Consider the following 24,280-nt stretch of genomic DNA (forward strand, 5'->3'; position numbering starts at 1 on the left):
TGAATATGGAATATTATGAAAAAGTATTATTGGCGATATTTAGCGTACTACTCGGTATGTATGAAAGCTGTCAATACGAAGGTACTGACAGCTTATATTGATTACGCTAGATATTAATCTTAGCGATTACGCTGTTCTGTTCTTAAACCCATTATCAAGCTCACACACATAACCAATAGGATCACAGTGAATGGCAGTGCAGTAGAGATCGCACCTGCTTGTAATGCCTCAATTGCTTGTGTACCGCCAACCCAAAGTAGAGCGGCTGCGATAGCACCTTCAATTAATGCCCAGAAAACTCGTTGTGGTACTGGTGCATCAACTTTACCACCAGCAGTGATACTGTCGATAACCAATGAACCTGAGTCAGAAGATGTAATGAAGAAAACCAATACCAATACAACCGCAAGCATTGATAGCACTTCACCCATAGGCAAAGAATCAAACATTTGGAACATAGCTAAAGGTACTTCTGTCAAACCATCACTGCCTAAAGTACCGATGTTGTTCGCTACTTGATCAATGGCTACGCCACCAAATACAGACATCCACAATACCGTCACAGCTGTTGGAACAAGTAGTACTGCGGTGATGAATTCACGAATTGTACGGCCACGTGAGATTCGTGCGATGAACATACCAACGAATGGTGACCATGAGATCCACCATGCCCAGTAGAAAACAGTCCAACCGTGCATCCAAGCCGAGTCTTCACGACCAATTGGATTACTTAATGGAATGATGTTTTCAACATAACCCATGATAGTCGTAGGAACAGTGCCCATTGAAACTGCAAATGTAACTAAAATAACGAATATTAATAGTACTAATGCAAGTAGCATGTTGATGTTACTAATTACTTTAACACCACCGTCAATACCACGAACCACTGATACAACAGCAAGTAAGGTAACGACTACGATAATCGTAATTTGTAAAAATAGGCCGTTTTCAATACCTAATACATGATGGAAACCACTTGCTGCTTGTTGCGCGCCTAAACCAAGTGATGTCGCTAGACCAAACAGTGTAGCTAGTACCGCTAGGATATCAACAATATGGCCAGCCCAACCCCACGTTCTGTCACCTAAAATCGGGTAGAATACAGAACGCATTGAAAGTGGAAGACCTTTGTTATAAGCAAAGAAAGCCAGTGATAGTGCAACAACACCGTAAATTGCCCATGGGTGTAAACCCCAGTGGAACATCGTTGCGCCTAAAGCTAGCTGTGCAGCTTCGGGTGTATTCGGTGTCACGTTAAGTGGAGTTTCGTACCAGCCAGTGTAATAAGCCACAGGCTCAGCAACACCCCAGAACATCAGGCCAATACCCATACCAGCAGCAAATAGCATGGCTATCCATGACATACGGCTATAATCAGTTTTAGCGTCATCACCACCTAAACGAATTTTACCGTATGGCGAGACAATTAACGCAAGGCAGAAAATAACGAAGATATTTGCAGACCACATGAATAGGCCGTCAAAAGCCCCTATGATCCACCATTTTATACCATCTAGGAATGATTTCGATGTTTCAGGTTCTACTAATAAAATAGCGACCAAGAATAGGCCAATTAACGATGCACTAATACCAAATACAGGGTTATGTACGTCAAACCCCCATTTTTGGACGTTGTCTTGTCCAACAGTATAATCAGTATTATCAATACTGTATTTATCCCTATTAATACTCATTAGTCCTCAGTTAGAACAGTCCTGTTCTATATTGGTGGATTTATTTGTTATGGGTTAGTTTAGCAAGTTTAGAGCTAAATATCAGAAGAATAAAAAGTTATAAAGTATAAAACCGCCTAATAAGCGGTTTATCGGTGATGAAAAAGTGTGAAAAGCGCGTCGAGAATTAGCTATTACAGGGTTCTGCTTCTTTCTCGTTGACCACGCTTTAAGCCCAGAAACTGACGTGGTTGCTACATCTACCTCACCTCTAAGGTTTATTGGTAGAAAAAAACGCTCTTCATTGTTTAGTATAGATCAGGTTGAATTACTGTCCAGTTCACAATATATGATATTGAGTTATTTTCAAGGAGACTAAATAACGTATTCTCTAACAATTATTTAAGTTATTTGGAGCGATACGATGTCGATACTTGAAAACAAGATTCCACCACCTGTTATTACTTTATTATTTGCCGTACTTATGTGGGGAATATCATTTATTACTCCAAATCTGACATTTAGTTTAGCACTGCGGTTACCCTTATCTCTGCTAATCGTTGTGTTGGGGAGTTTCTTTTGCGTTGCAGGTGTAGCGTCTTTTAAAAAGGCGACGACGACAGTTAATCCATTAAAGCCAGAAGCTGCATCATCATTAGTTAATTCTGGCATTTACAGAATATCTCGAAACCCTATGTATGTAGGTTTTGCTTTGTTTTTACTTTCCTGGGGCGTTTACTTATCCTCACCTTGGACTATTTTAGTCATAGTGGGTTTTGTTTTTTATATGAATAAGTTCCAAATTATTCCAGAGGAGAGAGCGCTAACCACAATATTTGGCTCTGAATTTACATCGTACCTATCACAGGTTCGTCGTTGGTTATAAATTTATAAATCGACCATTTAGTTATGCGAATGTTGACAAAATGTAAAAAATCAATAGTATTGAATTAAATTCAAACATTGTCGACAATCCTATGCCTTTAGATGATCCAACAAAAATAGTCGCAGTGACCACTGCCGATAAAATTTTTGAGCTAATGCAGCGTGCCATTGTTGATGGTGAAATACTTGCTGGCAGTAAGATCAGTGAGCCCGAGCTCGCAAAACGCTACCAAGTTAGTCGTTCTACCCTTCGTGAAGCATTAAACCGATTAGAAAAATGCCATTTAATTGAGCGTAAATCGAATGTCGGTTCACGCGTAGTACAGTGCACAACTCAAGGTCTACTCGATCTTTACTTTGTACGTGAAGCATTAGAAGGCATGGCATGCAGACAAGCGGCAGAAAACATGACTGATGATGAAATTGTCGACATGAAAGCCATGCTTAATCAACATGCGTCAGTACAAGCATTGAAGGATGGTGTGGCTTATTATCAAGAAGAAGGCGATTTAGATTTTCATTATAAAGTAATTTTGGGTAGTCATAATGCTCAACTCATTCATTTAATATGTGGTCAGCTCTATCATTTAGTTCGCATGTACCGCTGCCAGTTTGGTATGCACAGTCCCAGAGCCAGCCGCGCTTTTTCAGAACACGCCCAAATTATCGATGCTATCAGTGACCGCGATGGTGAATTAGCCGAAATGCTAATGCGTCGTCATATCGCGGCTTCACGTAAAAACATTGAAAGTAAAATTGCACGTCAACTAGCCGCAGAGTTAAAGGCAGACACTACACCAGTTCAAGGAGAGAAATAATATGTCTACAGAATCAGCTTCGTCTCAGCGTTTATCCCCAGGCGCTAAGTTTCGTTTAGCACTGACCAATAATAAACCCCTGCAAGTCGTCGGTACTATTAATGCGTATTGCGCAATGATGGCAGAGCAGCTGGGTCATCAGGCTATCTATCTGTCAGGTGGTGGTGTTGCCAATGCGTCTTACGGTTTACCTGACTTAGGTATGACCTCATTGAGTGATGTGATCGCTGATGTACAGCGTATTACTGCCGCATCGAGCTTGCCTTTGTTGGTCGACATTGATACGGGCTGGGGCGGTGCATTCAACATTGCTAAAACCATTCGTGATATGGAAAAATCCGGTGCGGCAGCTGTACATATTGAAGATCAAGTAGCACAAAAACGTTGTGGTCATCGCCCCAATAAAGAAATCGTGTCGACAGAAGAGATGGTTGACCGTATCAAAGCAGCTGTTGATGCGCGTATTGATGCTGATTTTTTCATTATGGCGCGTACCGATTCATTTGCACAAGAAGGTTTGGAAGCCGCTATTACCAGAGCGCAAGCGTATGTTGAAGCGGGGGCTGACGGTATTTTTGCTGAAGCGGTGAAAACTGAAGCACATTACCGTGCATTCTCGGAAGCGTTAGATGTCCCTATTTTGGCAAATATCACTGAGTTTGGACAAACCGAATTATGGAATAAAGAGCAACTCGGAGAGTGGGGTTGTGCCATGGTCCTTTACCCATTATCTGCATTTCGTGCGATGAATAAAGCGGCTGAACAGGTTTATAAAACCTTGCTAGCTGACGGAGACCAAAAAGCCGTAGTTGATAACATGCAAACGCGTATGGATTTATACGATTATCTCGGTTACCACGATTATGAGCAAAAACTTGATAGCTTATTTTCCGAAGGAAAAAATAAATAAAAAGTCGAAGGAAAAAATCGTCCGCGTGATAATCGACTAAAATTACTTACATTAGACATAAAACGATATACATAAAATATAGGCATTACAGATATAGAAATTAAATCATCAAGCGAATAGTAGTAAACAGGATGTTGCAATGTGAGCCAACTGTAGTTAAGAGCAGTTGAGTATGTAGATTTGCTATTAACCGTTTGAAATTAACTGCTTACATTAATTCAAATAATAATTAAAGGAATAATTATGACAGATAAAAAATTATCAGGCGCTGGCTTACGTGGCCAAAGCGCTGGTGAAACAAAATTATGTACGGTTGGTAAATCAGGTAGTGGCTTAACGTATTGTGGCTATGACATAGCAGATTTAGCCGAACACGCTACATTCGAAGAGGTTGCTTACCTATTGTTTAACGGTGAATTACCGACACTTGATCAGCTTGAAACATACAAAGCTGAATTGAACACTCTGCGTGATTTACCTCAATCATTGAAAGAAGTATTACAGCACATTCCTGCAGATACGCATCCAATGGACGTTATGCGAACGGGTTGTTCATTCTTGGGTAACATTGAACCTGAAACGGATTTTTCCGTGCAAAACAAAGCGGTAAACCGTCTACTGGCAGCATTCCCTGCAATCATGTGTTATTGGTATCGTTATTCTCATGATGGTGTAGAAATTGACTGTACTACTGATGAAGAATCTCTTGCTGGTCACTTTCTTAAATTATTGCGCGGTGAAACCCCCTCAGAACAGCATCGTCGAGTGATGGATGTATCGCTGATCCTTTATTCCGAACATGAATTTAATGCTTCAACCTTTACTGCACGCGTGTGTGCATCAACATTGTCAGATATGTTCTCGTGTGTAACGGGGGCGATTGGCACATTACGTGGGCCATTACACGGTGGTGCAAACGAAGCGGCAATGGACATGATCCAGGCGTTTACTTCACCTGCAGACGCAAAAATGCAGATGGCTGGCATGCTTGAACGCAAAGAAAAAATTATGGGCTTTGGTCATGCAATTTACCGTACTTCCGATCCGCGTAATGTGATCATCAAAAAATGGTCAGAAAAATTGGCTCACGAACACGGTGATACTTCGTTATACGATATTTCGGTGGCATGTGAAGAGTTCATGTGGGATAGCAAAAAATTATTTTGTAATGCCGATTTCTTTCATGCGTCTGCTTATCATTTTATGGGCATTCCGACTAAATTGTTTACCCCGATTTTTGTCTGCTCGCGTTTAACTGGTTGGGCTGCGCACGTGATGGAACAGCGTAGTAACAACCGTATTATTCGCCCTAGTGCAGATTATATTGGTGCAGAACCAAGAGCTGTAACACCAATCACGGAAAGATAAGTGCTCGTTATTAACCATTCATAAAGAATGAGTAAATAGCACTGTATTGCATGATCGACTTGTTTTCATTATCGATGAATAGGAGCAGATCACAATGTTAGTTTTGATTAAAAGAGGGAGGAGTAAAGGCTATTATTTGTGCTTTACTTCAGCCCCATTTATTTAATGGATTAAGTTATGAACATTAACTATCGTAAACCGTTACCGGGCAGTGAGCTCGATTATTTTGATACCCGTTCTGCAGTTGATTCAATCCAACCCGGTGCGTATGCCACTTTGCCTTATACTTCACGCGTATTTGCGGAAAATTTAGTACGTCGCTGTGATCCTGAAGTATTAGAAGATTCGTTAAAGCAGCTAATTGAACGTAAACGCGACTTGGATTTTCCATGGTTTCCTGCGCGCGTGGTTTGTCATGATATTTTAGGTCAAACCGCATTAGTTGATTTAGCGGGATTACGTGATGCGATTGCAGAGAAAGGCGGCGATCCATCTAAGGTTAATCCAGTCGTACCAACGCAATTGATTGTTGACCATTCATTGGCGGTTGAACATGCAGGTTTTGAACCTGATGCATTTGAAAAAAATCGTGCAATTGAAGATCGCCGCAACGATGATCGTTTCCACTTTATTAACTGGACGAAAACAGCCTTTAAAAACATTGATGTTATTCCTCCAGGTAACGGTATTTTGCATCAGATTAATTTGGAACGCATGTCACCTGTGATCCAATCACGCAATGGTGTGGCATTTCCTGATACCTTAGTGGGCACAGATAGTCATACGCCTATGGTTGATGCATTAGGTGTAATTGCAATTGGTGTGGGCGGGCTTGAAGCAGAAAGCGTCATGCTTGGTCGTGCATCATATATGCGCCTACCCGATATCATTGGTGTTGAACTGACTGGTAAGCCACCTGCAGGCATGACAGCAACAGATACCGTTTTAGCATTGACCGAGTTCTTACGCGCACAGAAAGTCGTATCAAGTTATTTAGAGTTTTATGGTACGGGTGTTGCGCATCTGACCTTAGGCGATCGGGCCACCATTTCTAATATGACACCAGAATATGGTGCTACAGCGGCGTTGTTCTCAATCGACGAACAAACTATCGATTACCTTAAGTTAACTGGTCGTGAAGACGAACAAGTTAAGCTGGTGGAAACTTACGCCAAAGAAACGGGTCTATGGGCCGATGACTTAGTAAACGTTGAATATGAACGTGTACTTACATTTGATTTATCGACTGTGTGCCGTAACATTGCTGGACCATCTAATCCGCATAATCGTGTTCCTACCTCTGAATTAGCCAAGCGTGGTATCAGTGGTAAGGTCGAAAATATACCAGGTAAAATGCCTGATGGTTCAGTGATCATTGCCGCTATTACTAGCTGTACCAATACCAGTAATCCGCGCAATATGATTGCGGCAGGTTTGATCGCTCGTAACGCCAATAAGCTTGGATTAACCCGTAAACCTTGGGTTAAAACCTCATTAGCGCCGGGTTCAAAAGCGGTGGAACTTTACCTACAAGAAGCCGATTTATTGCCGGAACTAGAGCAACTTGGGTTTGGTATTGTGGCGTTTGCCTGTACGTCTTGTAATGGCATGAGTGGGGCGCTTGATCCTGTTATTCAGCAAGAGATTTTAGATCGTGACTTGTATGCTACAGCCGTGTTATCTGGTAACCGTAACTTTGATGGTCGTATTCATCCACACGCCAATGAAGCCTTTATTGCATCGCCACCGTTAGTGGTTGCGTATGCGATTGCTGGTACTATCCGTTTTGATATAGAACGTGACACACTTGGTTTAGATCAAGCTGGTAATGCAATCACCCTAAAAGACATTTGGCCGAGTGATGAAGAGATTGATGCAGTGCTTAAGGCAAGTGTGAAGCCAGAACAATTCCGTCAAGTCTACAACCCGATGTTTGGTAATGATATCGAGTGTAGTGTTGATTACGGTGAGAAAAATAACCCGCTGTATGACTGGCGTGAAATGAGTACCTACATTCGCCGACCGCCTTATTGGGAAGGTGCACTAGCGGGTGAGCGTAGCCTTAAAGGTATGCGTCCTCTAGCGGTATTGGGCGACAATATTACTACCGATCATTTATCACCCTCTAACGCTATCATGCTTGATAGTGCGGCAGGTGCCTATTTAGACAAGATGGGTTTGCCTGAAGTTGACTTTAACTCATACGCTACCCACCGTGGAGATCACTTAACGGCACAACGAGCGACGTTTGCTAACCCGAAATTGAATAATGAAATGGTGTTAGAAAACGGCCAGGTTAAACAAGGTTCATTAGCACGAGTTGAGCCTGAAGGGAACGTAATGCGCATGTGGGAAGCGATTGAAACCTACATGGATCGTAAGCAACCTCTGATTATCGTCGCAGGTGCCGATTATGGCCAAGGCTCTTCACGTGACTGGGCGGCGAAAGGCGTTCGTTTAGCGGGTGTAGAAGCTATTGTTGCAGAAGGGTTTGAACGTATTCACCGTACTAACTTGGTTGGTATGGGCGTATTACCGCTGGAGTTTAAAACGGGTGAAAGCCGTAAAACCTACGCGATTGATGGCAGTGAAACTTTTGACGTTATTGGTGAACCGACTCCGGGTTCGTCATTAACGCTCATCATTACCCGTAAAAATGGCGAAACCCTTGAAGTGCCTGTGACTTGTCGTTTGGATACGGCAGAAGAAGTCTCTATCTACGGCGCTGGTGGCGTGTTACAACGCTTCGCGCAGGATTTCCTTGAATCAAGCGAGGCTTAACTAGCGATGATAAAAACTAACATGGGGTATTTACCACAGCTTAAGATTCCGGCCACTTATATGCGTGGCGGGACGAGCAAGGGTGTATTTTTTAATCTTCAAGACTTGCCTGAAGCGGCGAAAACACCGGGGGCAGCGCGTGATGCGCTGTTATTGCGGGTGATAGGTAGCCCCGATCCCTACGGTAAGCAAACAGATGGTATGGGCGGAGCAACATCGAGTACCAGTAAGACAGTGATCGTGTCTGCAACCGATAAACCCGATCACGATGTTGATTACCTGTTTGGGCAGGTATCGATTGATAAACCGTTTGTGGATTGGAGTGGTAACTGTGGCAATCTATCCGCTGCAGTCGGCTCTTTTGCGATTAACAGTGGCTTGGTTGATGCCAGTCGTATTCCACAAAATGGTGTGGTTGTGGTGCGTATTTGGCAGGCGAATATTGCTAAAACGATTATCGCCCATGTGCCAATTAGCAATGGCCTAGTGCAAGAAACGGGTGATTTTGAACTTGATGGTGTTACCTTTCCTGCTGCAGAAATACCCGTTGAATTTATGGACCCTGCCGATGGGAAAGGATCTATGTTTCCTACCGGTAATTTGATTGATGACTTGATTGTACCTGAGTCTGTTGTGGCTGGTGGACAGTTAAAAGCGACAATGATTAATGCGGGTATTCCAACCATCTTTATTAATGCCGAAGATGTTGGTTACGCAGGCACAGAACTGCAAGATGCCATTAATAATGATGCTGAAGCGTTAACTATGTTTGAAACTATTCGGGCTTACGGTGCGGTGCAGATGGGATTGATATCAAACATTGCAGAAGCCGCGCAGCGTCAGCATACCCCTAAGGTCGCGTTTGTCGCTAAGTCGGCTGATTATGTGTCTTCAAGTGCTAAGTATATCGTTGCGAGTGATATTGATTTGTCGGTGCGCGCCTTGTCTATGGGCAAACTTCATCACGCGATGATGGGGACGGCAGCAGTTGCAATTGGTGCTGCTGCTGCCGTACCCGGTACATTGGTTAATTTAGCTGCGGGTGGTGGTATGCGTAACTCGGTGAATTTCGGCCACCCATCGGGAACATTACGCGTTGGTGCACAAGCAACCGAAGTTAATGGTGAGTGGACAGTAACTAAAGCCTGTATGAGCCGCAGTGCTCGTACCTTAATGGAAGGTTGGGTGCGTATTCCTGCCGATAATGGTTAATCAGTACTCTTATGAATAACATTTAGTCTAGAACGCCAAACTAATCAAACCAGTTAATAGAATAATTGGATTAATGTTAATATACCGTTATATTGTCAGCCTATTCACTCCGAGGCTGGTTTTATAATGGTAAAGGTAATTACATTCTTATTGATAAGTGTTTGCAGTTTTGCAGCGATGGCAACGTCAGTGAACTGCGATAAAGCGTTTAATACGTTAGAAATTAATTACTGCGCTAAAGTACAGTTAGATAAAGCAGAAGCCGAAATGCAGCGATATCTCGATAAAAGTATTGCGCAATATACAGCCGACACTCATATCATTGAGTCGATCAATATCGCACAATCGGCGTGGCAGTCGTACAGTAAGTCGCAGTGTGATTCGGTATTTACCATGTTCAGAGATGGATCGATGCGCGTCGTGATGACGTTAAGTTGTCGAACTAAGCTTACCCAACAACGCACCCATGAACTTTGGTCACAGTACTTAACGTATATGGACAGTTCAAAGCCAGTATTGCCAGAACCAGTCACATCAGATTTAAGTTAAAAACTTTTATAATAGGGGTTTAGCATAGCCTTGATGCGTTTTAGTACCACAAGTGCTGTTACGCGTCCCCAGCTGAATAGCACGCGTTGGTGTAAGCGAAATATTGTATCGTATAAATGTCGGATTAAACGTCCTTTCAATACGATCTTATTATTCATCAAAGCACCAACCGCATTACCGTGCCCGACAGCGACAACCATACCACCATCGTTATAGATAAACGGCTGTAATGGTTTGTCTTTTAGCATTCGATGAAACTGTTTTGCTAAATGTGTTGCTGCTTGGTTAGCTGCTTGCGCACGCGGTGGCACAACACGACCGTCAGGTTGGGTGCACTGCGCATTATCACCAATCACAAAAATAGCATCATCAAGGCTCGACTGTAGAGTAGGATTAACGATTAATTGGTTTAAACGGTTTGTTTCTAATCCGTCGAGCTTGGTTAACCATTCCGCACATTTAATACCTGCAGCCCATATTTGTAAATCTGCGGGAATAATCTCGTTTTCCGATGTGATTAATTTACCTGTTTCAGCACGTTGGACACGCGTTTCGGTGCGAATTGTAATGCCTTGTTTCTTAAGTGCCTCCTGCACCTTTTCTGACATGCATTCTGGACTACTGGGTAATACACGATCTGCAGCTTCGACCAAGGTGATCTCAAATTTTGAAGCGTGTCTGTAGCTTTGTAGTTTACTGCTTACCTTCGCGAGTTCTGCGGCGAGTTCAACACCTGTTGCGCCAGCACCAACAATAGATATACGACGTGTACCTGTGGCTTTTAGTTGTTGTTTGATTTGTTGCCAAGCCAGTTCAGCTTGTCCAGATGAATCTAAAAACAAACAATGTTCACTCACACCAGGGGTTTTAAAATCATTACTGATCGCACCAATTGCCATGACTAAATAGTCGTATTGTAGTGTCGTTGGACCACTATTCATACCACGTAAATGGATGATTTTGCTGTCGCGGTCTAATCCTGTCATCGCATCTTGAATGTGGGTATAGCCATTACATTCGGCATGTTGGAAATAACTCACTGCATCCAACTCGGCATCAAAGGTACCCGCCGCGATTTCATGTAGACGAGGTTTCCAGAAGTGATGTGAAGACGGCTCAACGAGTATGACTTCGTGGCGTTTATTACGGCCTAATCGAGTCACTAATTCAAGGCCAGCTGCGCCACCACCTACAACAACAATTCTTAACATAATACGCTCTACCATTCTGTGTAACTAAATCTGATGGCAGCATTATATCTACGTCTCAAATATTGACAATCCCTATAAATAGTAAATGACTATTACTCAGCTGTAATAGTCTTAGAGATTAATATTATCTACATTTCACCAGATTAGTAATAACCAATAATAGTAGTTAAAATGAAAAAACACGGGGTTAATATAAAGAAGGATGTATTCTTTATATTCTTGTATTTATTCAAATGTTATTCGACATAGGGTCGTGATTTTCTCATTATCTATTTGTAATTAATATGAAAATTGGTAATGTTGGTGGTAATTAAATATTCGTTATACGTAATTATGTATAATTAACTGTGGTGAGCTTTGAGAATAGATAATGAAAATAAGACAAGTATCTAGTGCGGATTGGGAGCATATCTACCAACTGATAGAAGCAAACATGTTCTCAATGCAACAAGAATTGGGACTCGATTGGAATAGAGAGTCGATTATTAAGCATTACATGTCTAAGACGGTATTAGTTGCTGAATCTGGAAATCATATTATAGGGTTTATTGCTTATGATGTGTCAACAAACAACCAAACTATTCACTCACTTCAAATATCTCGAGAATATCAAAATGGTTTGTGTGGATTTCGTTTGTTAAAAGCGGTACTTACAACAGAGCTGGATTATGTTGACCACGACTCCCAAGTGTCATGCTGTGTCTTCGAAAATAACGTGGCGAAAGATCAGTATTTTTCGCTGGGTTTTAAAGAAGTAGATAAAAATAAAGGCGTATTAAGTTTAGAGATTAAACGCCACCGATTACTTGAACGTTTGAGACTTGGATAGCGGCATGATAGAAACAGAACGGCTAATATTAAAACCCGTCACAATCGCAGATTTTGATATCTATAAAGATATAATGTCTTGTCCGATGATGAGCTTGTATCTTCCAAAAGGTGAAGCCTACAATGATGAAGAAGTTCTCCAGCATGTGGTTAAAAGAGTCGAGCATTGGAAGCAAGGTTTTGGTTCATTTGTTGTATACCTAAAGCATCATCCAAACGTTAAGCTTGGCTATGCAGGAATAGAGGTTTCTCCTAATTTTGAATGCAGTGATATTAGATTTGGGTTTAAGCAAGACGCTCAAGGTAAAGGTTATGCGTATGAAGCTGCAAAATCTGTTTTAGAGCATACTTTTGCTTTAGGCCTGCATACGAAAATATATGGCGTGGCTGTAAAAGAAAATATCCCATCGATTAAAATTCTAGAAAAGCTAGATATGAATGCTGATTATTCAGTTGTGATCTATAACGACGAAAGATTAGTGACTCTATCTGTGGGTAAATCGGAATAATAGACTAAGTTGTCAATAGAGTTGCTATCAGTGGTTGCTGACCGTTTACCTTGTTGAATTAAATTGGTAGGGTGTTGTTCATAAAGACAATTAAATTATTGTTGCTGTGAACGATTCTTGTCGTATATTTCAATAAGGATAAGTTATGGAAAATTATTTAATGTATGTTGTCGTGGCTGCGCTTACTATTGTCAGCCCCGGTCCTGGTGTTATCTTAACTATAAATAACGCAATTCAAAGGCGAGCTTCGAATACTCTTTCTGGCATATTTGGTATTGCTACTGGGGTGTTAACTGTTTCAGTTCTTTCTGCAACAAGTATCGGCGTTATTTTGGCAACCTCAGCCGCCGCATTTACCGTAGTGAAATTGATTGGGGCAGCCTATTTAATTTATCTGGGTATTAAGATGTGGGGAGCGCAAGTGCCCTTAAGTGCCCATATCGAACTGAAAGAGAAATCGAATGCAAAATGTTATATCGAAGGGCTTTCTCTTACTCTTTCAAATCCCAAGCCCATATTATTTTTCATGTCCTTATTTCCGCAATTTATAGACTCTCACGGGAGTTATATTGCTCAATTTATTACTTTATCTTTAACATTTTGCTGTTTAGTCATTGCCATCCATAGTGGTTATGTTTTTTTGGCGCGTTTTGCTAAAAATAAACTATTAGAACCAAAGGGAAGGCGAGCGCTTAATAAAGTGAGCGGCAGTGTTTTCATGTGCTTTGGCGTAGGCTTGGCAGCCTCAAGTAAATAGGTGTAATAAACTTATAACCGGACACTACCGGCAGGAGGGGTCATGGAAATTTCGCTGTTAGCAGATCATCCGCATGAAGCAAAGAACATAGCTCAATGGTATTACAGTGAGTGGGCTCATGTGTTTCCAAATATGACCGTAAATATGGTGCTAGAAAAAGTGGCCGAAAAGTCGGTTAATCGCACTACCATTCCGTTAGCAATCGTAGCTCATGAGAATCGTGAACTTGTTGGCGTTGTTGAGCTAAAGTACCGTGAAAATGCTAACTATCCAGAATATGAGTTCTGGTTAGGCGGTGTCTTTGTTGATAGTTTAAGTCGAGGGCGTGGCATTGGAGGCTTATTAATTTCAGAGGCTAAAACCAAAGCCGTGAGCTTAGGGATTCAGCAATTGTATTTGCAGTGTGAGACTCATAATATAGTGCTTTATAAAAAACATGGTTTTAAAGCGTTACATCAGGCTAACCACCATGAAATATTAACAACGGTAATGAGATGGGTAGCTGCCATTTAATCGAGCCTACAAAGGGTCAATAAGTGATATCTAGCTGACTTTCGGTTGTTGGGTTATGTCAACGGATCTTGTAAAAGGAATTATCATGCAAGAATTAATAGAGCAATATACAGATAGCAATGAAGATAGTCGTCTTACTCGGCAATTCATTACTCAAATGGAATTTGATACCACAATGGATACACTGAAAGCGTATCTTGTTCCAAAGGTGAAAGTTATCGAACTCGGTGCTGCAACTGGCCGGTATTCTCTTAATTTTTCGAAAATGGGTTGTAATACAACGGCTGTCGAACTGGTACCTGATCAAGTTAACATTTTGAAACGCAAAGCCGAAGAACAAGGTTTAACACTTTTAATTTATGAAGGTAATGCTTGTTCAGTTCCGTTTATTGAAAGTAATTCACATGACCTTTGCGTTATTCTTGGGCCTCTCTATCATTTACAGACTCAAGAACTGCGTGACCAAGCAATCTCAGAGGCTTATCGAATCCTAAAGCCTGGTTGTGTGTTAGCGATTGCTTACATTTCGCGTTATTTCGTTGCCGGTATGTTCGCTCAGCAATCTCCAGAGCTGGTTACACCAGAGGTTCTATCCACGCTTTTTGAATCGGGTTTAGTTCCAAGTCAGCTTGCTGATAGTTTTTTTAATGTGGGTTACTTTGCTACTCCAGCTGAAGTGGAAGCGCTGGTAAGCACACATGGTTTTACTACATTACGTCATGTAGCGACAGACGGATTTGGGCGATATATCTCGTCAGGGGTTAATAACTTTACCCCCGCGCAATATCAAACATGGTTGAGCTATCATCTAAAAACATGTGATGAACCGTCTCTGCTAGGGTCAAGTAACCATGGCTTAGTCATCGCGAGAAAAATAAGTGAGTAAAACATTAAAAAACGTAAAGCTACGAGCAAAGATGCAAACAGTATTGTCAATATACTTACTATTCAATGGCAAGAGGCGCTGCCAATACGACATCGTGTATTATGGCCAAATAAGCAACCTTCATTTTGCAAAGTTGACGGAGATGAAAGCACCATCCATTACGGTGCTTATATTGCTGGTGAACTAATATGTGTTGCTTCAATTTACATTGAAGGTCGAACCGCTAGACTTCGAAAATTCGCCACGTTGCCACCTTTTCAAGGGAAGGGCGTAGGCTCTCTTGTGATAGCTCATGTAGTTAAAGAATTGAAAGTAGCAGGCGTAGATTGTTTTTGGTGTGACGCCCGTAAAACTGCGGTGGGTTTCTATCGACGATTTGGTCTGGAAATACAGGGGCATGAGTTTAATAAATCAGGTATTCCATACTATAAAATGGAAATTAAATTAAGAACTTAAACTAAAGTTAGATTTAAATGAGTAAATTTATCGAACAAAGAATCGGAAATGTAGCGTTAGTTGTTGAAAACTACGATGACGCTATTGAATTTTATACTAAAAAGCTGCGATTTGAGCTTGTTGAAGACACTGATTTAGGTGGTGGGAAGCGTTGGGTTCAGATTTGTCCTCCTAACTCGACTGGAACCAATTTATTATTGGCTCAAGCGAGTAACGAAGAGCAGCAACAATCTGTTGGTAACCAAGCGGGTGGTCGTGTCTTCTTATTTCTACAAACTAATGATTTTTGGCGTGATTATGAATTCATGAAAAATCAGGGCGTTGAGTTTACTGAAGAACCCCGTAGCGAAGAATACGGCACTGTTGTGGTATTTAAAGACTTATATGGTACAAAATGGGATTTGTTGCAGTTAATCAAGTAGCTAATTAAGTCGACGTATCTTCGAATATATTACATGTCTAGTTTCCTTTCGATATAGAATCCAGGTTTCATTTCAATATACTTCCTTCGTCATTCATATCAGTGCTATATCAAATGATTAACTTTGTATTTTAACCTTGTAATATTCCTAGGTTTAGGTATTGTTTGTTATTGATATTAAACGAATTTAGCTATCATCTGAGTTTTACGTTTGAGCTGATTTTGCGTCTAATATTCGCATCGACTATTGGGTATTTAGTTTTAGAGGCATTTTATGGAAATACAACGACACGGAATAATATTAAACGTCGAACAGGGTAAAATTTACAGGTGAAAACACCATAGGAGTAGTATTAATGGTTACTGCTGAAGAGCATTACGAAAGCTTATTATCTGATGTATATACATGGTTAATGGGTGGGTTTGAGCAAGCTAAAAGCAATAATGTGGCGTTTTTTAAAAGTAGAAATATTACTCCCTCATCCTCTGGTATCGCTGTTGATTTAGGCGCTGGTTCTGGCTTTCAATCGATCCCTTTGGCTGAGCTTGGTTTTAATGTTACAGCAATAGACCTTAGCCAAAAATTATTGAATGAACTGAATTCGAATGCTTGTGAACACTCACTTGTCACCATTAATGATGATATTTTGAATTTCAAAGACCATGTCAGTGCTAACTGTGAATTGATCGTTTGCATGACGGATACGATTACACACCTAAAATCGAAAGACGATGCTTTAACAATATTTCAAGATTCATTTAGTTTACTTGAAGGTGATGGGAAGTTGATTTTAACTTTTCGTGACTTATCGACTGAACTCAAAGATACGGACAGATTTATTCCTGTGAGAAGTGATGAAAATATCATTTTTACCTGTTTTTTAGAATATGAGCCCGCAACGGTTAAGATCCATGACATTGTTTACATAAAAACAGATGGAAAATGGGAGCTGAATAAAAGCTGTTATCGTAAGATTAGGCTATCTGTAGAGTGGACTGAAAATCAGCTTTTAAGCATCGGGTTTAAAATTGAAGAGTCAAGTAACGGTAACGGATTTCAAACAATCGTAGCCGTAAAGTAAAATTATATTACAAGGAGAGAACAATGATTGATCAAGCATGGATAGTTGAAATATTTTCGCATTTGGAAAACGGTAATCCTCAAGGTTTTTTTGAATATGTGAGTGATGATGTTGTTTGGGAAGTAACGGGCACTCATCCGCTTGCAGGCGTTTATATATCAAAACAAGACTTCATTACTGGCACCATCTCAAAATTAAATGAAGTATTAGAGTCACCTCTATCGTTAAAATTACTCTCTTGTATAACCGATGGCCGTTCCGCATCCGTTGAATTGGTCGCAAATTCAATAACCAAAAAAGGCGCTGATTTTAATAATCGCTATTGCTGGGTTTGTGAATTCGAGAGTAATCAAGTAGTACGGGTTCGAGCATATTTAGATTCTGCGTTAGTCGCAAAAACGCTGGCTTAACGATACCTATATGACTTCAAGTAACCTACTTAATTGCTTACTGAATTCGGTGTTATATTCTAAGAGGACATCATGAAGATTGCAGTATTATCAGACATTCACAGTAATGTGTTTGCATTGGAAGCCGTTATTGCTGATGCAAAAAAGCATTCGGTGGATTTAATGGTCAATCTTGGCGATATTCTTTATGGGCCTATTGCACCAAAGGCGACTTTTGATCTTTTAATGCAACATGAAATAGTTACTATTTGTGGTAATCAAGATCGCCAAATATTCGAAGCCACAAAAGCAGAAATTGATTCTAATTCAACAATGAAATTTATCATTGATGAGCTTGGTGCAGAGCCTATTAATTGGATGAAATCCTTACCGTTTGACGTTCAATTAAATGATGATGTTTATTTGTGTCATGGTACACCTGAAAATGATTTAGTCTATTTATTAGAAAATGTTGAGTTTGGGTATGCTTGCCTACGCAGTGATAGCGAGATTATAACACTGTTAAATGGGCAAGGCTCGAAGCTTATCTGCTGTGGTCATACCCACACCCCTAGAGCCGTGACTTTAACAACGGGGCAAATTATCGTAAATCCAGGCAGTGTCGGTTTGCAAGCATATACAGATGATGAACCTATTGTCCATTCAATGGAAAACTTTAACGCTATGGCATCGTATTCGATCGTTGAGAAAACGGGAGATAATTGGAGTGTTCTGCATATTAAAGTGCCATATGATGTCGCTTTAGCTGTTAAAGAATGTGAGAAAATAGACAGAATGGACTGGGTTCATTTTTTAACAACTGGACGGAAGGTGTAAGCCGTATACCGTATGCTCTCCATAAGGGCGTGGGGGATTATAGTTCGCTACGCTGGCACACATCGGCTAATACTTTTGCCTTAATCTTGATCTATTTTTAGATTTATTCAGTTTTTAGTTTGCTGATTGAAGAGAAGTCGTGTGATGATGAAAAATGTTATTTTTCGACGTTGAAGTATGTGAAACCAAACTAAAATGATATAACTTTTGTCATCATAAACTGAAGTTTTCCTTTTTAATTTATATTTATGAACAACAGCTTAGATTAATGCCCGTTGAATAAATATGAATTATGGAGAGCTTTTGATGAACAAAATTGTAGAATTGAGGGATGACAACTTTGAAGCGGAGTTAATGACTGGCAGCCAACCGGTATTAGTTGAATATTGGGCGTCTTGGTGTGCCCCTTGTTTAAGGGTAGGCCCAGTGTTGAAAGAAATCGCTTTTGCGTATAGCGGTAAAGTGAAAATTGGAAAACTTAATATTGATACTAGTCCCCAAATCGCGGCCAAATATGGCATCCGTGCTCTTCCTGCAATGATGTTGTTTAAAGATGGCGAAGTGTTATCGTCGACAGTGGGCGTATTGAGTAAAACTCAGTTAACTACTCTGCTAAGTCAGCATATTTAAAGTCACTACGAATTACTCATCTTAATATAATTTATAAAGCGGTATAGATAATTGAAGTATTAAATAGAACAAGGATAGTTATGAGTAAAAGTACAATAGAGTATTGGAATGTTTTAGTATCGGCGAATAAAAGTAAGTGGGATGTGATTGCTGATACAAACGAACAGCTTGAACAACTAACGTTATCTATGGATGACGTTACTGGGGATTATACGCGCCTAACTCGGTTTAAAGCGGGTGCTGATACCTCTATGTTCGGTGGGAAATCTCATGATTATCCTGAGGAGATATACATAGTGTCAGGTCGTCTTTTTGACGTGGCTTTTGATGTTTGGCTTGAAGCCGGTGATTATGCAAGTCGTCCGCCGGGAGAGGTTCATGGCCCATTTGTTTGTGAGCAAGAATGTTTGGTTTTGGAAATATCATATCCAAGCCAAGCTATTAGCGGCATTTAGCAGAACAAGTCAGTTAGTGTTGTAGCATTACAGACCGAAAAAAATCAATCATGGAGATTATATGTTAGTTACAGGAAGTTTTTTGGCAATATTTATCGGACTCGTACATTCCTACCTAGGTGAACGCTTTATTTTGACTCGGTTGTTTAAAAGAGAGCTCCCAACGCTTCTTGGTAGTGACTGGCTTACAAAACGAATTTTAAGGTTCGCTTGGCATTTAACAACAGTGGCTTGGTGGGGATTTGCAGCGATTCTTTTCATTCTTTCAAGCCCCACTGTGGATATTCAAAAGCAAATTCTAATGGTGATCAGCGTTGTATTTTTAGTGAGTGGCTTGTTATCTGCTGGGTTCACAAAAGGTAAGCACATATCTTGGATATTCTTTTGGTTAATTGCTGGCCTGAGTTTTTATGTTGCACAGAGCAGCTAAGAAGTTAGGGGGACAACATATGATGGAAATTAAAACTGAAATTAATATAGGCGCCTCTGTTAAAGATGTTTGGAAGGTATTTACGGATTTAAATGGGCATGCTGAATGGAATCCGTTTTTGACCGAAATAAATGGTAGTTTGAACGTTGGTAAAGCTGTAGAACCGTAAAATTGGAAGGTAGAAAGCCTGAAATCGCAAAAGTTATTTTAAAAGAGCTTAAGCATGAAAAGGAGGCTGTGTTTTTAATGAATAAGTGGCCTCTAATAAAGGGTAGGCATTACTTCCGTTTGGAGAGCACCTCTGATAACGAAACAAAGTTTATACATGGTGAAGTGTTTACGGGATTAATTCCATTTTTTGTAGGGGCGAAACTGTATCCATTATTTCACTCCGCATTTGAGAGTATGAATTTAGCATTAAAGAATAGAGTGGAGTTGAGGAGTCATTTATATATGAATAAATAAAGATGTCGTTTGACCGACACCTATTTAGGATAAAAAACTAAGCTAATTTACCACGTAACGCGATATTCCAGATATCGACAACAATGTCATTCTCGACCACATAGAATTTATCATGTAGGTTAATGGTTGGATCGCAGTGCGGTACGATCATTTCAATCACCTCACCGACAGCAGGTAAGTGTTCACCAGATACTTTACCGTGCTCGTCACCAAAGTAATGCCACTCATAGTTAAGGCCTGCATGACTGATTATTTGTGGGTGGGTCGCTTCTTTGTAAATCGCCTTGGTGCCTGCATCAACGGTTACATGCGTTGTATGATTGGCACTGATAACACTGGTTAGTAATGTCATCGCAGGTTGGAAGTGACCTGCACTATATTCAATATCGAAATACTCCTTATCCATTACAGTGTATGAACCCGGTTGTATTTCGGTGACAGACGCAATGTCACTGTCTATTTCATAAGTACCTGTGCCAGATCCTGATTGGATCAGATTCACTAAACCTGTCGCGCTTTCAATGTCTTGCTTTAGCTTACCGGCTTTATTTAATAATGCGGCAGACGCTTGTTTTCTTTCTTCGTTATCAAGAATGTGTTGGAAATGCCCGGCATAACACTGAATACCTTTAAGGGTAGTGTTGGCATGCTCGTGTACTGATAATGCTAAATCAAACGCAGTTTCAAATGATGCGCCAGTTCTACCTATGCCTGCATCAATATCAACAAGCAGGTTAATATGTAGGTTAAGCTTGCTGCCTAATTGATTTAACTGAGTGAGATTAGCCTCAGAATCCACGACGATCATGGTTTCTGGTGCAAGCTTGATAATTTTAGCCAATGTAGCCAATTTTTGTTTAGTGACAATTGGGGAGGTGATTAGCAGGTGGCGAATATGGGCCTTGGCAAGTTCATAGGCTTCCGACGGCTTGGTTATTGATATACCTATGCTACCCGCATCAAGTTGTAGCTGACAAATTTCTACGCATTTATGGGTTTTTGCATGAGGACGAACATGCTTCGATTTTGCTGATGCGAATTGTTGCATAGTGTCAATGTTATGAATCAGTTTGTTCTTGTCGATAACCAGACATGGGGTATCTAATTCTAATTTGTGTTTTCCAATCACTGTTTATCCCTTTAAATCACTGTTTTAGCTTTATAAACATTCTACTATGAAAGTGATTGAGATTAATCATTATTTCATCTGATTTTTCCCCAACTCATAATCATCTCAGACGTGATGATGTTGTGTTCAATGAGATATTACAGATAAATAAAATACAGATACAATAATTGTTATATTAATTAACTCATGGTTACTTAAATCGATTTATAGCGCTTATGCCTGTATCACCAACATTAACACCTAGATTTAATGCTTCATTTGATACCGCAATTATTTTTGCAGACATCATATCTTTATAGCTACTAACACCAGATACAATGGCACATGCTTCATTAGTTTTGTTGCATGTCTCTACATTAATATAAGCACAGGCTAGCATACCTTTTTTTTCTTTGATAATTAAAAGAGGTTTGTCTAATTCATATCGTATCATTTTAGCTTCCATGTATTCATTTCCTTTTTTAGGGTTAAAATCTAATGACGCAAGTGGATCAACAATTAATTCTGTTTCTTGTTTATTATGATTTATTAATTTGTAGCTAACAAATGTAATAATTAGAATACTTAATATTGTATAGATAACTTTATATTGTATAGATTTCATAATTAGCTTCTTTTCTATGTCTCATTTATAATAATTTATGTTTATTCTTCTAACTTAGTTAAGGCTTTGTTTTAACATAGTTTGCTGGCTATATTTGTTAACAAAATGCTATCGGTTGGTTAGCTGTTAGTAAATATTAACCGCAGGTCTATGGATTTTAGGAATAGAGTTGTGCAAATATTTAATGACTGGTTTAACATTGCTTTATATCGACACGTTCCAATACTAATATTTAATACTGTTAACAAGGATGATTTAACCTTGTTTATATTAATTGGCAGGTTTTAAAATTACATCTAAGTTCTTTTTAATAAATTTTTTAGAAAGTAAAATCTAAAAATGGCTAAAGTTAAACATTTAATATTTATTTTAATAATAGAGATTATATTTTGATTATTGATGACTATTAACATCTAAAAATTACTATAAGAGCAGATTTAGTTACTCTCTTAATGCTAGATTTTTCTAGTGTTTTTTCAATTTAAGTCGTAAATCCAGAAGGAGTTATAGAGCTTATTCACTTTAATAGTAAATGATGAGCAGATATCAATAGCCTTTTAGGTCATTGATATTGAGAGAAGTAAAAATGATTGAGTTTTTGTTTGGTATAATTATCGGTATTCTTTTTAGTTGGAGGGTGCTGAACGACTGTTAGTCAGAACATAATCTTTAGACTTGTAATAATGGCAATACAATCATTGTTCTATTTTAGATTCAGGAATCGAGTCACAGCGGGAATACATGCCTTTCCTGCATTTTTGTTCCCTTCGACTAAAGCTGAAACAATCGCTCCTTCTTTAAGCATAAAAACCATGTAAGTAAGTGTGTTAACCTCTTTGGGAACGTCTATAAATAAACGAATATGTTATTGACAAATACAACGCACCCACCAGCTGGAGCAAGCATCCAATCCTTGGTGGGGCTAACAGTAAAAAGATTTAACATCAAATTTGAAATACGTGAAGGTATAAAGGTAATAACTACAAATAAGTATGATCTAGCGAGGATGATTAGCTCAGTAGCGGCTATTATTTATAGACATAAGCAATAATTGGGGATATCTCATGTCAGCAATCAAACTATACCGTCATCCACTGTCTGGGCATGCCCACAGAGTGGAATTGCTGTTATCGTTACTTGGATTAGAAACGGAACTTATTGATGTCGACTTGTTGAAAGGAGAGCATAAACAGCCTGAATTTTTGAAAAAAAATAGCGCAGGGCAAGTGCCCGTTATTGAAGACGGTGATGTGACCTTATCAGACTCTAATGCTATTTTGATTTACCTCGCCAGTAAATACGATAATGCGGATACTTGGTTGCCAATAGATCCTGTACTCGCTGCCCAAGTACAAGGTTTTCTGACCATTGCTGCGAGTAGCGTTGCTTATGGACCCGCGACTGCGCGTTTAATTAATATCTTTCACGCGAAACTTGATCATCAAAAAGCGCTAGACATAGCACATGCGATTTTAAAACAATTAGACCCGCATTTAGAACATAATCCTTGGTTAGTTGGACACAAACCTACTATTGCAGATATTGCGAACTATACCCATATCGCGCATGCGCCAGAAGGGGGCGTATCGTTACAAGACTATCCACATGTTAGACGCTGGTTATCTCGTGTTGAGGAGCTTAGAGGCTTTGTTCCCATGCAAGCGACTGCGGTTGGACTCGCTGTCTAACGTAAAGTTAGTGGCAGTGTACTGGTGGATAAGCTTTAGTAATGTTAAATTATAAAGTGTACTCATTAATAGCTAAACGTATTATGACCAAGGAGTTGGTGTGGAAAACATTGAAAGAGTATTAAATTTTATAGTCGAAATTGAAAAGTTTAAAGATGTGTTACGTAAGACAAGGCCTGTCGGATTAGATCGTTATGAGAACTCTGCAGAACACAGTTGGCACGTGTGTATATCTGCATTGATGCTAAAAGACTATGCGGATGATGAGATTAATATTGACCGTGTAATTAAAATGCTATTGTTGCATGATCTTGGTGAAATAGATGCAGGAGACACGATTGTTTATGCCGCTGAAACGGTAGAGAACAAGGCGAAAGAAGCATCGGGTATTAACCGATTATTGAATATATTACCGCCCGAACAAGCAAAAGACTATATAGAGCTTTGGCATGAATTTGAACTAGGGGTTACAGCAGATTCTGTTTACGCCAAAGCCATTGATCGCATCCCTCCGTTATTACATAACATACATGGGGAAGGGCATAGCTGGAAAACACATAATATCTCGAAAGAACAAGTGTTTTCGGTTAACAGCAGAATTGGTAAAGGTAGCAAACAGGTATGGACGTCGTTAGAGCAGAAGCTGGAAAAGGCGGTGAGCCAGGGTCTGCTTAAATAGATATTTGTTTAGTAATACAATAAAGTCGTTAAAAATGGTGAATAAGTCGGCGCTTCCTTGTCGCAGTACTTGGTCTGTTTTATCCTTTATGTTATTTTCTATACACAATTTA

The 24,280-nt window shown here is 39.8% G+C and carries 27 protein-coding genes; 23 read left to right on the plus strand and 4 right to left on the minus strand.

Annotated elements, in window-relative coordinates; genetic code table 11:
- Nucleotides 1-119: 119 nt before the first annotated feature.
- A complete protein-coding gene (locus tag BT797_RS06405; protein ID WP_045109968.1) occupies nt 120-1,697 on the minus strand; it encodes a BCCT family transporter in 1,578 nt (525 codons plus the stop codon).
- Nucleotides 1,698-2,106: 409 nt separating this feature from the next.
- Between BT797_RS06405 and BT797_RS06410 the strand changes: the two genes are divergently transcribed.
- The 7 genes from BT797_RS06410 to BT797_RS06440 all read left to right on the plus strand — a co-directional run bounded on the left by BT797_RS06410 (nt 2,107) and on the right by BT797_RS06440 (nt 10,199).
- Nucleotides 2,107-2,562 carry a methyltransferase family protein gene (locus tag BT797_RS06410; RefSeq protein WP_211705592.1) on the plus strand — a complete coding sequence of 152 codons (456 nt, stop codon included), beginning with the start codon at nt 2,107-2,109 and terminating at the stop codon, nt 2,560-2,562.
- A gap of 91 nt (nt 2,563-2,653) precedes the next feature.
- Nucleotides 2,654-3,379, plus strand: coding sequence for a GntR family transcriptional regulator (locus BT797_RS06415; RefSeq protein ID WP_075471369.1), 726 nt, complete (start codon nt 2,654-2,656; stop codon nt 3,377-3,379).
- A 1-nt stretch (nt 3,380) separates the two neighbouring features.
- Nucleotides 3,381-4,289, plus strand: coding sequence for a methylisocitrate lyase (gene prpB / locus BT797_RS06420; protein ID WP_045109971.1), 909 nt, complete (start codon nt 3,381-3,383; stop codon nt 4,287-4,289).
- 243 nt (nt 4,290-4,532) lie between these two features.
- A complete protein-coding gene (gene prpC / locus BT797_RS06425; RefSeq protein ID WP_075471370.1) occupies nt 4,533-5,657 on the plus strand; it encodes a bifunctional 2-methylcitrate synthase/citrate synthase in 1,125 nt (374 codons plus the stop codon).
- Nucleotides 5,658-5,834: 177 nt separating this feature from the next.
- Nucleotides 5,835-8,438 (plus strand): Fe/S-dependent 2-methylisocitrate dehydratase AcnD, encoded by a 2,604-nt coding sequence (gene acnD, locus BT797_RS06430; RefSeq protein ID WP_075471371.1) that lies wholly within the window; start codon nt 5,835-5,837, stop codon nt 8,436-8,438.
- 6 nt (nt 8,439-8,444) lie between these two features.
- The gene (prpF, locus tag BT797_RS06435) at nt 8,445-9,650 is read left to right on the plus strand and encodes a 2-methylaconitate cis-trans isomerase PrpF (RefSeq protein WP_244534290.1); all 1,206 of its coding nucleotides are present in this window, start codon (nt 8,445-8,447) and stop codon (nt 9,648-9,650) included.
- Nucleotides 9,651-9,776: 126 nt separating this feature from the next.
- The gene (locus tag BT797_RS06440) at nt 9,777-10,199 is read left to right on the plus strand and encodes a lysozyme inhibitor LprI family protein (RefSeq protein ID WP_075471372.1); all 423 of its coding nucleotides are present in this window, start codon (nt 9,777-9,779) and stop codon (nt 10,197-10,199) included.
- On the opposite strand, the gene BT797_RS06445 is transcribed toward BT797_RS06440, so the two are convergent.
- Nucleotides 10,196-11,410: an NAD(P)/FAD-dependent oxidoreductase gene (locus tag BT797_RS06445; protein WP_045109975.1), complete on the minus strand. Its 1,215-nt coding sequence runs from the start codon at nt 11,408-11,410 to the stop codon at nt 10,196-10,198. The two genes, BT797_RS06440 and BT797_RS06445, sit on opposite strands and share 4 nt — an antisense overlap.
- A gap of 370 nt (nt 11,411-11,780) precedes the next feature.
- On the opposite strand from BT797_RS06445, the gene BT797_RS06450 reads away from it, so the two are divergent.
- The 14 genes from BT797_RS06450 (at nt 11,781) to BT797_RS23820 (ending at nt 19,772) form a co-directional block, all read left to right on the plus strand.
- A complete protein-coding gene (locus tag BT797_RS06450) occupies nt 11,781-12,239 on the plus strand; it encodes a GNAT family N-acetyltransferase (RefSeq protein WP_075471373.1) in 459 nt (152 codons plus the stop codon).
- 4 nt (nt 12,240-12,243) lie between these two features.
- Nucleotides 12,244-12,747 carry a GNAT family N-acetyltransferase gene (locus BT797_RS06455; RefSeq protein ID WP_045109977.1) on the plus strand — a complete coding sequence of 168 codons (504 nt, stop codon included), beginning with the start codon at nt 12,244-12,246 and terminating at the stop codon, nt 12,745-12,747.
- A gap of 145 nt (nt 12,748-12,892) precedes the next feature.
- Nucleotides 12,893-13,504, plus strand: a complete 612-nt coding sequence (locus BT797_RS06460; RefSeq protein WP_045109978.1) for a LysE family translocator — start codon at nt 12,893-12,895, stop codon at nt 13,502-13,504.
- A gap of 42 nt (nt 13,505-13,546) precedes the next feature.
- A complete protein-coding gene (locus BT797_RS06465; RefSeq protein WP_045109979.1) occupies nt 13,547-14,017 on the plus strand; it encodes a GNAT family N-acetyltransferase in 471 nt (156 codons plus the stop codon).
- Nucleotides 14,018-14,102: 85 nt separating this feature from the next.
- Nucleotides 14,103-14,903, plus strand: coding sequence for a class I SAM-dependent methyltransferase (locus BT797_RS06470; RefSeq protein WP_075471374.1), 801 nt, complete (start codon nt 14,103-14,105; stop codon nt 14,901-14,903).
- A 60-nt stretch (nt 14,904-14,963) separates the two neighbouring features.
- The gene (locus BT797_RS06475) at nt 14,964-15,359 is read left to right on the plus strand and encodes a GNAT family N-acetyltransferase (RefSeq protein ID WP_339391038.1); all 396 of its coding nucleotides are present in this window, start codon (nt 14,964-14,966) and stop codon (nt 15,357-15,359) included.
- A gap of 17 nt (nt 15,360-15,376) precedes the next feature.
- Nucleotides 15,377-15,781 (plus strand): VOC family protein, encoded by a 405-nt coding sequence (locus tag BT797_RS06480; RefSeq protein ID WP_045109982.1) that lies wholly within the window; start codon nt 15,377-15,379, stop codon nt 15,779-15,781.
- A 355-nt stretch (nt 15,782-16,136) separates the two neighbouring features.
- On the plus strand, nt 16,137-16,862 hold the full coding sequence (locus BT797_RS06485) for a class I SAM-dependent methyltransferase (protein WP_075471376.1): 726 nt from the start codon (nt 16,137-16,139) through the stop codon (nt 16,860-16,862).
- A gap of 23 nt (nt 16,863-16,885) precedes the next feature.
- The gene (locus tag BT797_RS06490; protein ID WP_075471377.1) at nt 16,886-17,272 is read left to right on the plus strand and encodes a nuclear transport factor 2 family protein; all 387 of its coding nucleotides are present in this window, start codon (nt 16,886-16,888) and stop codon (nt 17,270-17,272) included.
- A 72-nt stretch (nt 17,273-17,344) separates the two neighbouring features.
- Complete coding sequence (locus tag BT797_RS06495; protein WP_075471378.1) at nt 17,345-18,088, plus strand: metallophosphoesterase family protein; 744 nt, start codon at nt 17,345-17,347, stop codon at nt 18,086-18,088.
- Nucleotides 18,089-18,394: 306 nt separating this feature from the next.
- Nucleotides 18,395-18,718, plus strand: a complete 324-nt coding sequence (gene trxA, locus BT797_RS06500) for a thioredoxin (RefSeq protein ID WP_339391037.1) — start codon at nt 18,395-18,397, stop codon at nt 18,716-18,718.
- Nucleotides 18,719-18,798: 80 nt separating this feature from the next.
- The gene (locus tag BT797_RS06505) at nt 18,799-19,173 is read left to right on the plus strand and encodes a cupin domain-containing protein (protein WP_075471380.1); all 375 of its coding nucleotides are present in this window, start codon (nt 18,799-18,801) and stop codon (nt 19,171-19,173) included.
- A gap of 61 nt (nt 19,174-19,234) precedes the next feature.
- Nucleotides 19,235-19,603: a hypothetical protein gene (locus BT797_RS06510; protein WP_075471381.1), complete on the plus strand. Its 369-nt coding sequence runs from the start codon at nt 19,235-19,237 to the stop codon at nt 19,601-19,603.
- Between the two features lie 19 nt (nt 19,604-19,622).
- Complete coding sequence (locus BT797_RS23820) at nt 19,623-19,772, plus strand: SRPBCC family protein (protein WP_170860819.1); 150 nt, start codon at nt 19,623-19,625, stop codon at nt 19,770-19,772.
- A gap of 333 nt (nt 19,773-20,105) precedes the next feature.
- Here the strand turns inward: BT797_RS23820 and BT797_RS06525 are convergent, their stop codons facing one another.
- Together BT797_RS06525 and BT797_RS24080 are read right to left on the minus strand one after the other, a co-directional pair.
- Nucleotides 20,106-21,197 carry a DSD1 family PLP-dependent enzyme gene (locus BT797_RS06525; RefSeq protein WP_075471384.1) on the minus strand — a complete coding sequence of 364 codons (1,092 nt, stop codon included), beginning with the start codon at nt 21,195-21,197 and terminating at the stop codon, nt 20,106-20,108.
- A 190-nt stretch (nt 21,198-21,387) separates the two neighbouring features.
- A complete protein-coding gene (locus BT797_RS24080; protein WP_211676429.1) occupies nt 21,388-21,801 on the minus strand; it encodes a DUF1805 domain-containing protein in 414 nt (137 codons plus the stop codon).
- Nucleotides 21,802-22,865: 1,064 nt separating this feature from the next.
- Here BT797_RS24080 and BT797_RS06540 point away from each other — a divergent pair.
- A complete protein-coding gene (locus tag BT797_RS06540; RefSeq protein ID WP_045109991.1) occupies nt 22,866-23,489 on the plus strand; it encodes a glutathione S-transferase family protein in 624 nt (207 codons plus the stop codon).
- Nucleotides 23,490-23,589: 100 nt separating this feature from the next.
- Complete coding sequence (locus BT797_RS06545) at nt 23,590-24,168, plus strand: HD domain-containing protein (protein WP_075471385.1); 579 nt, start codon at nt 23,590-23,592, stop codon at nt 24,166-24,168.
- Nucleotides 24,169-24,280: the final 112 nt, after the last annotated feature.

It is taken from the genome of Moritella viscosa, from assembly GCF_900120065.1.
GTDB classification, from domain to species: Bacteria; Pseudomonadota; Gammaproteobacteria; order Enterobacterales; family Moritellaceae; genus Moritella; species Moritella viscosa.

What these genes read in the sequence shown, in the direction of transcription:
- BT797_RS06405 (WP_045109968.1), bottom strand. Translation starts at nt 1,697, where the DNA reads ATGAGTATTAATAGGGATAAATACAGTATTGATAATACTGATTATACT.
- BT797_RS06415 (WP_075471369.1), top strand. Translation starts at nt 2,654, where the DNA reads ATGCCTTTAGATGATCCAACAAAAATAGTCGCAGTGACCACTGCCGAT.
- prpB (WP_045109971.1), top strand. Translation starts at nt 3,381, where the DNA reads ATGTCTACAGAATCAGCTTCGTCTCAGCGTTTATCCCCAGGCGCTAAG.
- prpC (WP_075471370.1), top strand. Translation starts at nt 4,533, where the DNA reads ATGACAGATAAAAAATTATCAGGCGCTGGCTTACGTGGCCAAAGCGCT.
- acnD (WP_075471371.1), top strand. Translation starts at nt 5,835, where the DNA reads ATGAACATTAACTATCGTAAACCGTTACCGGGCAGTGAGCTCGATTAT.
- prpF (WP_244534290.1), top strand. Translation starts at nt 8,445, where the DNA reads ATGATAAAAACTAACATGGGGTATTTACCACAGCTTAAGATTCCGGCC.
- BT797_RS06440 (WP_075471372.1), top strand. Translation starts at nt 9,777, where the DNA reads ATGGTAAAGGTAATTACATTCTTATTGATAAGTGTTTGCAGTTTTGCA.
- BT797_RS06445 (WP_045109975.1), bottom strand. Translation starts at nt 11,410, where the DNA reads ATGTTAAGAATTGTTGTTGTAGGTGGTGGCGCAGCTGGCCTTGAATTA.
- BT797_RS06450 (WP_075471373.1), top strand. Translation starts at nt 11,781, where the DNA reads ATGAAAATAAGACAAGTATCTAGTGCGGATTGGGAGCATATCTACCAA.
- BT797_RS06455 (WP_045109977.1), top strand. Translation starts at nt 12,244, where the DNA reads ATGATAGAAACAGAACGGCTAATATTAAAACCCGTCACAATCGCAGAT.
- BT797_RS06460 (WP_045109978.1), top strand. Translation starts at nt 12,893, where the DNA reads ATGGAAAATTATTTAATGTATGTTGTCGTGGCTGCGCTTACTATTGTC.
- BT797_RS06465 (WP_045109979.1), top strand. Translation starts at nt 13,547, where the DNA reads ATGGAAATTTCGCTGTTAGCAGATCATCCGCATGAAGCAAAGAACATA.
- BT797_RS06470 (WP_075471374.1), top strand. Translation starts at nt 14,103, where the DNA reads ATGCAAGAATTAATAGAGCAATATACAGATAGCAATGAAGATAGTCGT.
- BT797_RS06480 (WP_045109982.1), top strand. Translation starts at nt 15,377, where the DNA reads ATGAGTAAATTTATCGAACAAAGAATCGGAAATGTAGCGTTAGTTGTT.
- BT797_RS06485 (WP_075471376.1), top strand. Translation starts at nt 16,137, where the DNA reads ATGGTTACTGCTGAAGAGCATTACGAAAGCTTATTATCTGATGTATAT.
- BT797_RS06490 (WP_075471377.1), top strand. Translation starts at nt 16,886, where the DNA reads ATGATTGATCAAGCATGGATAGTTGAAATATTTTCGCATTTGGAAAAC.
- BT797_RS06495 (WP_075471378.1), top strand. Translation starts at nt 17,345, where the DNA reads ATGAAGATTGCAGTATTATCAGACATTCACAGTAATGTGTTTGCATTG.
- trxA (WP_339391037.1), top strand. Translation starts at nt 18,395, where the DNA reads ATGAACAAAATTGTAGAATTGAGGGATGACAACTTTGAAGCGGAGTTA.
- BT797_RS06505 (WP_075471380.1), top strand. Translation starts at nt 18,799, where the DNA reads ATGAGTAAAAGTACAATAGAGTATTGGAATGTTTTAGTATCGGCGAAT.
- BT797_RS06510 (WP_075471381.1), top strand. Translation starts at nt 19,235, where the DNA reads ATGTTAGTTACAGGAAGTTTTTTGGCAATATTTATCGGACTCGTACAT.
- BT797_RS23820 (WP_170860819.1), top strand. Translation starts at nt 19,623, where the DNA reads ATGATGGAAATTAAAACTGAAATTAATATAGGCGCCTCTGTTAAAGAT.
- BT797_RS24080 (WP_211676429.1), bottom strand. Translation starts at nt 21,801, where the DNA reads ATGAAATCTATACAATATAAAGTTATCTATACAATATTAAGTATTCTA.
- BT797_RS06540 (WP_045109991.1), top strand. Translation starts at nt 22,866, where the DNA reads ATGTCAGCAATCAAACTATACCGTCATCCACTGTCTGGGCATGCCCAC.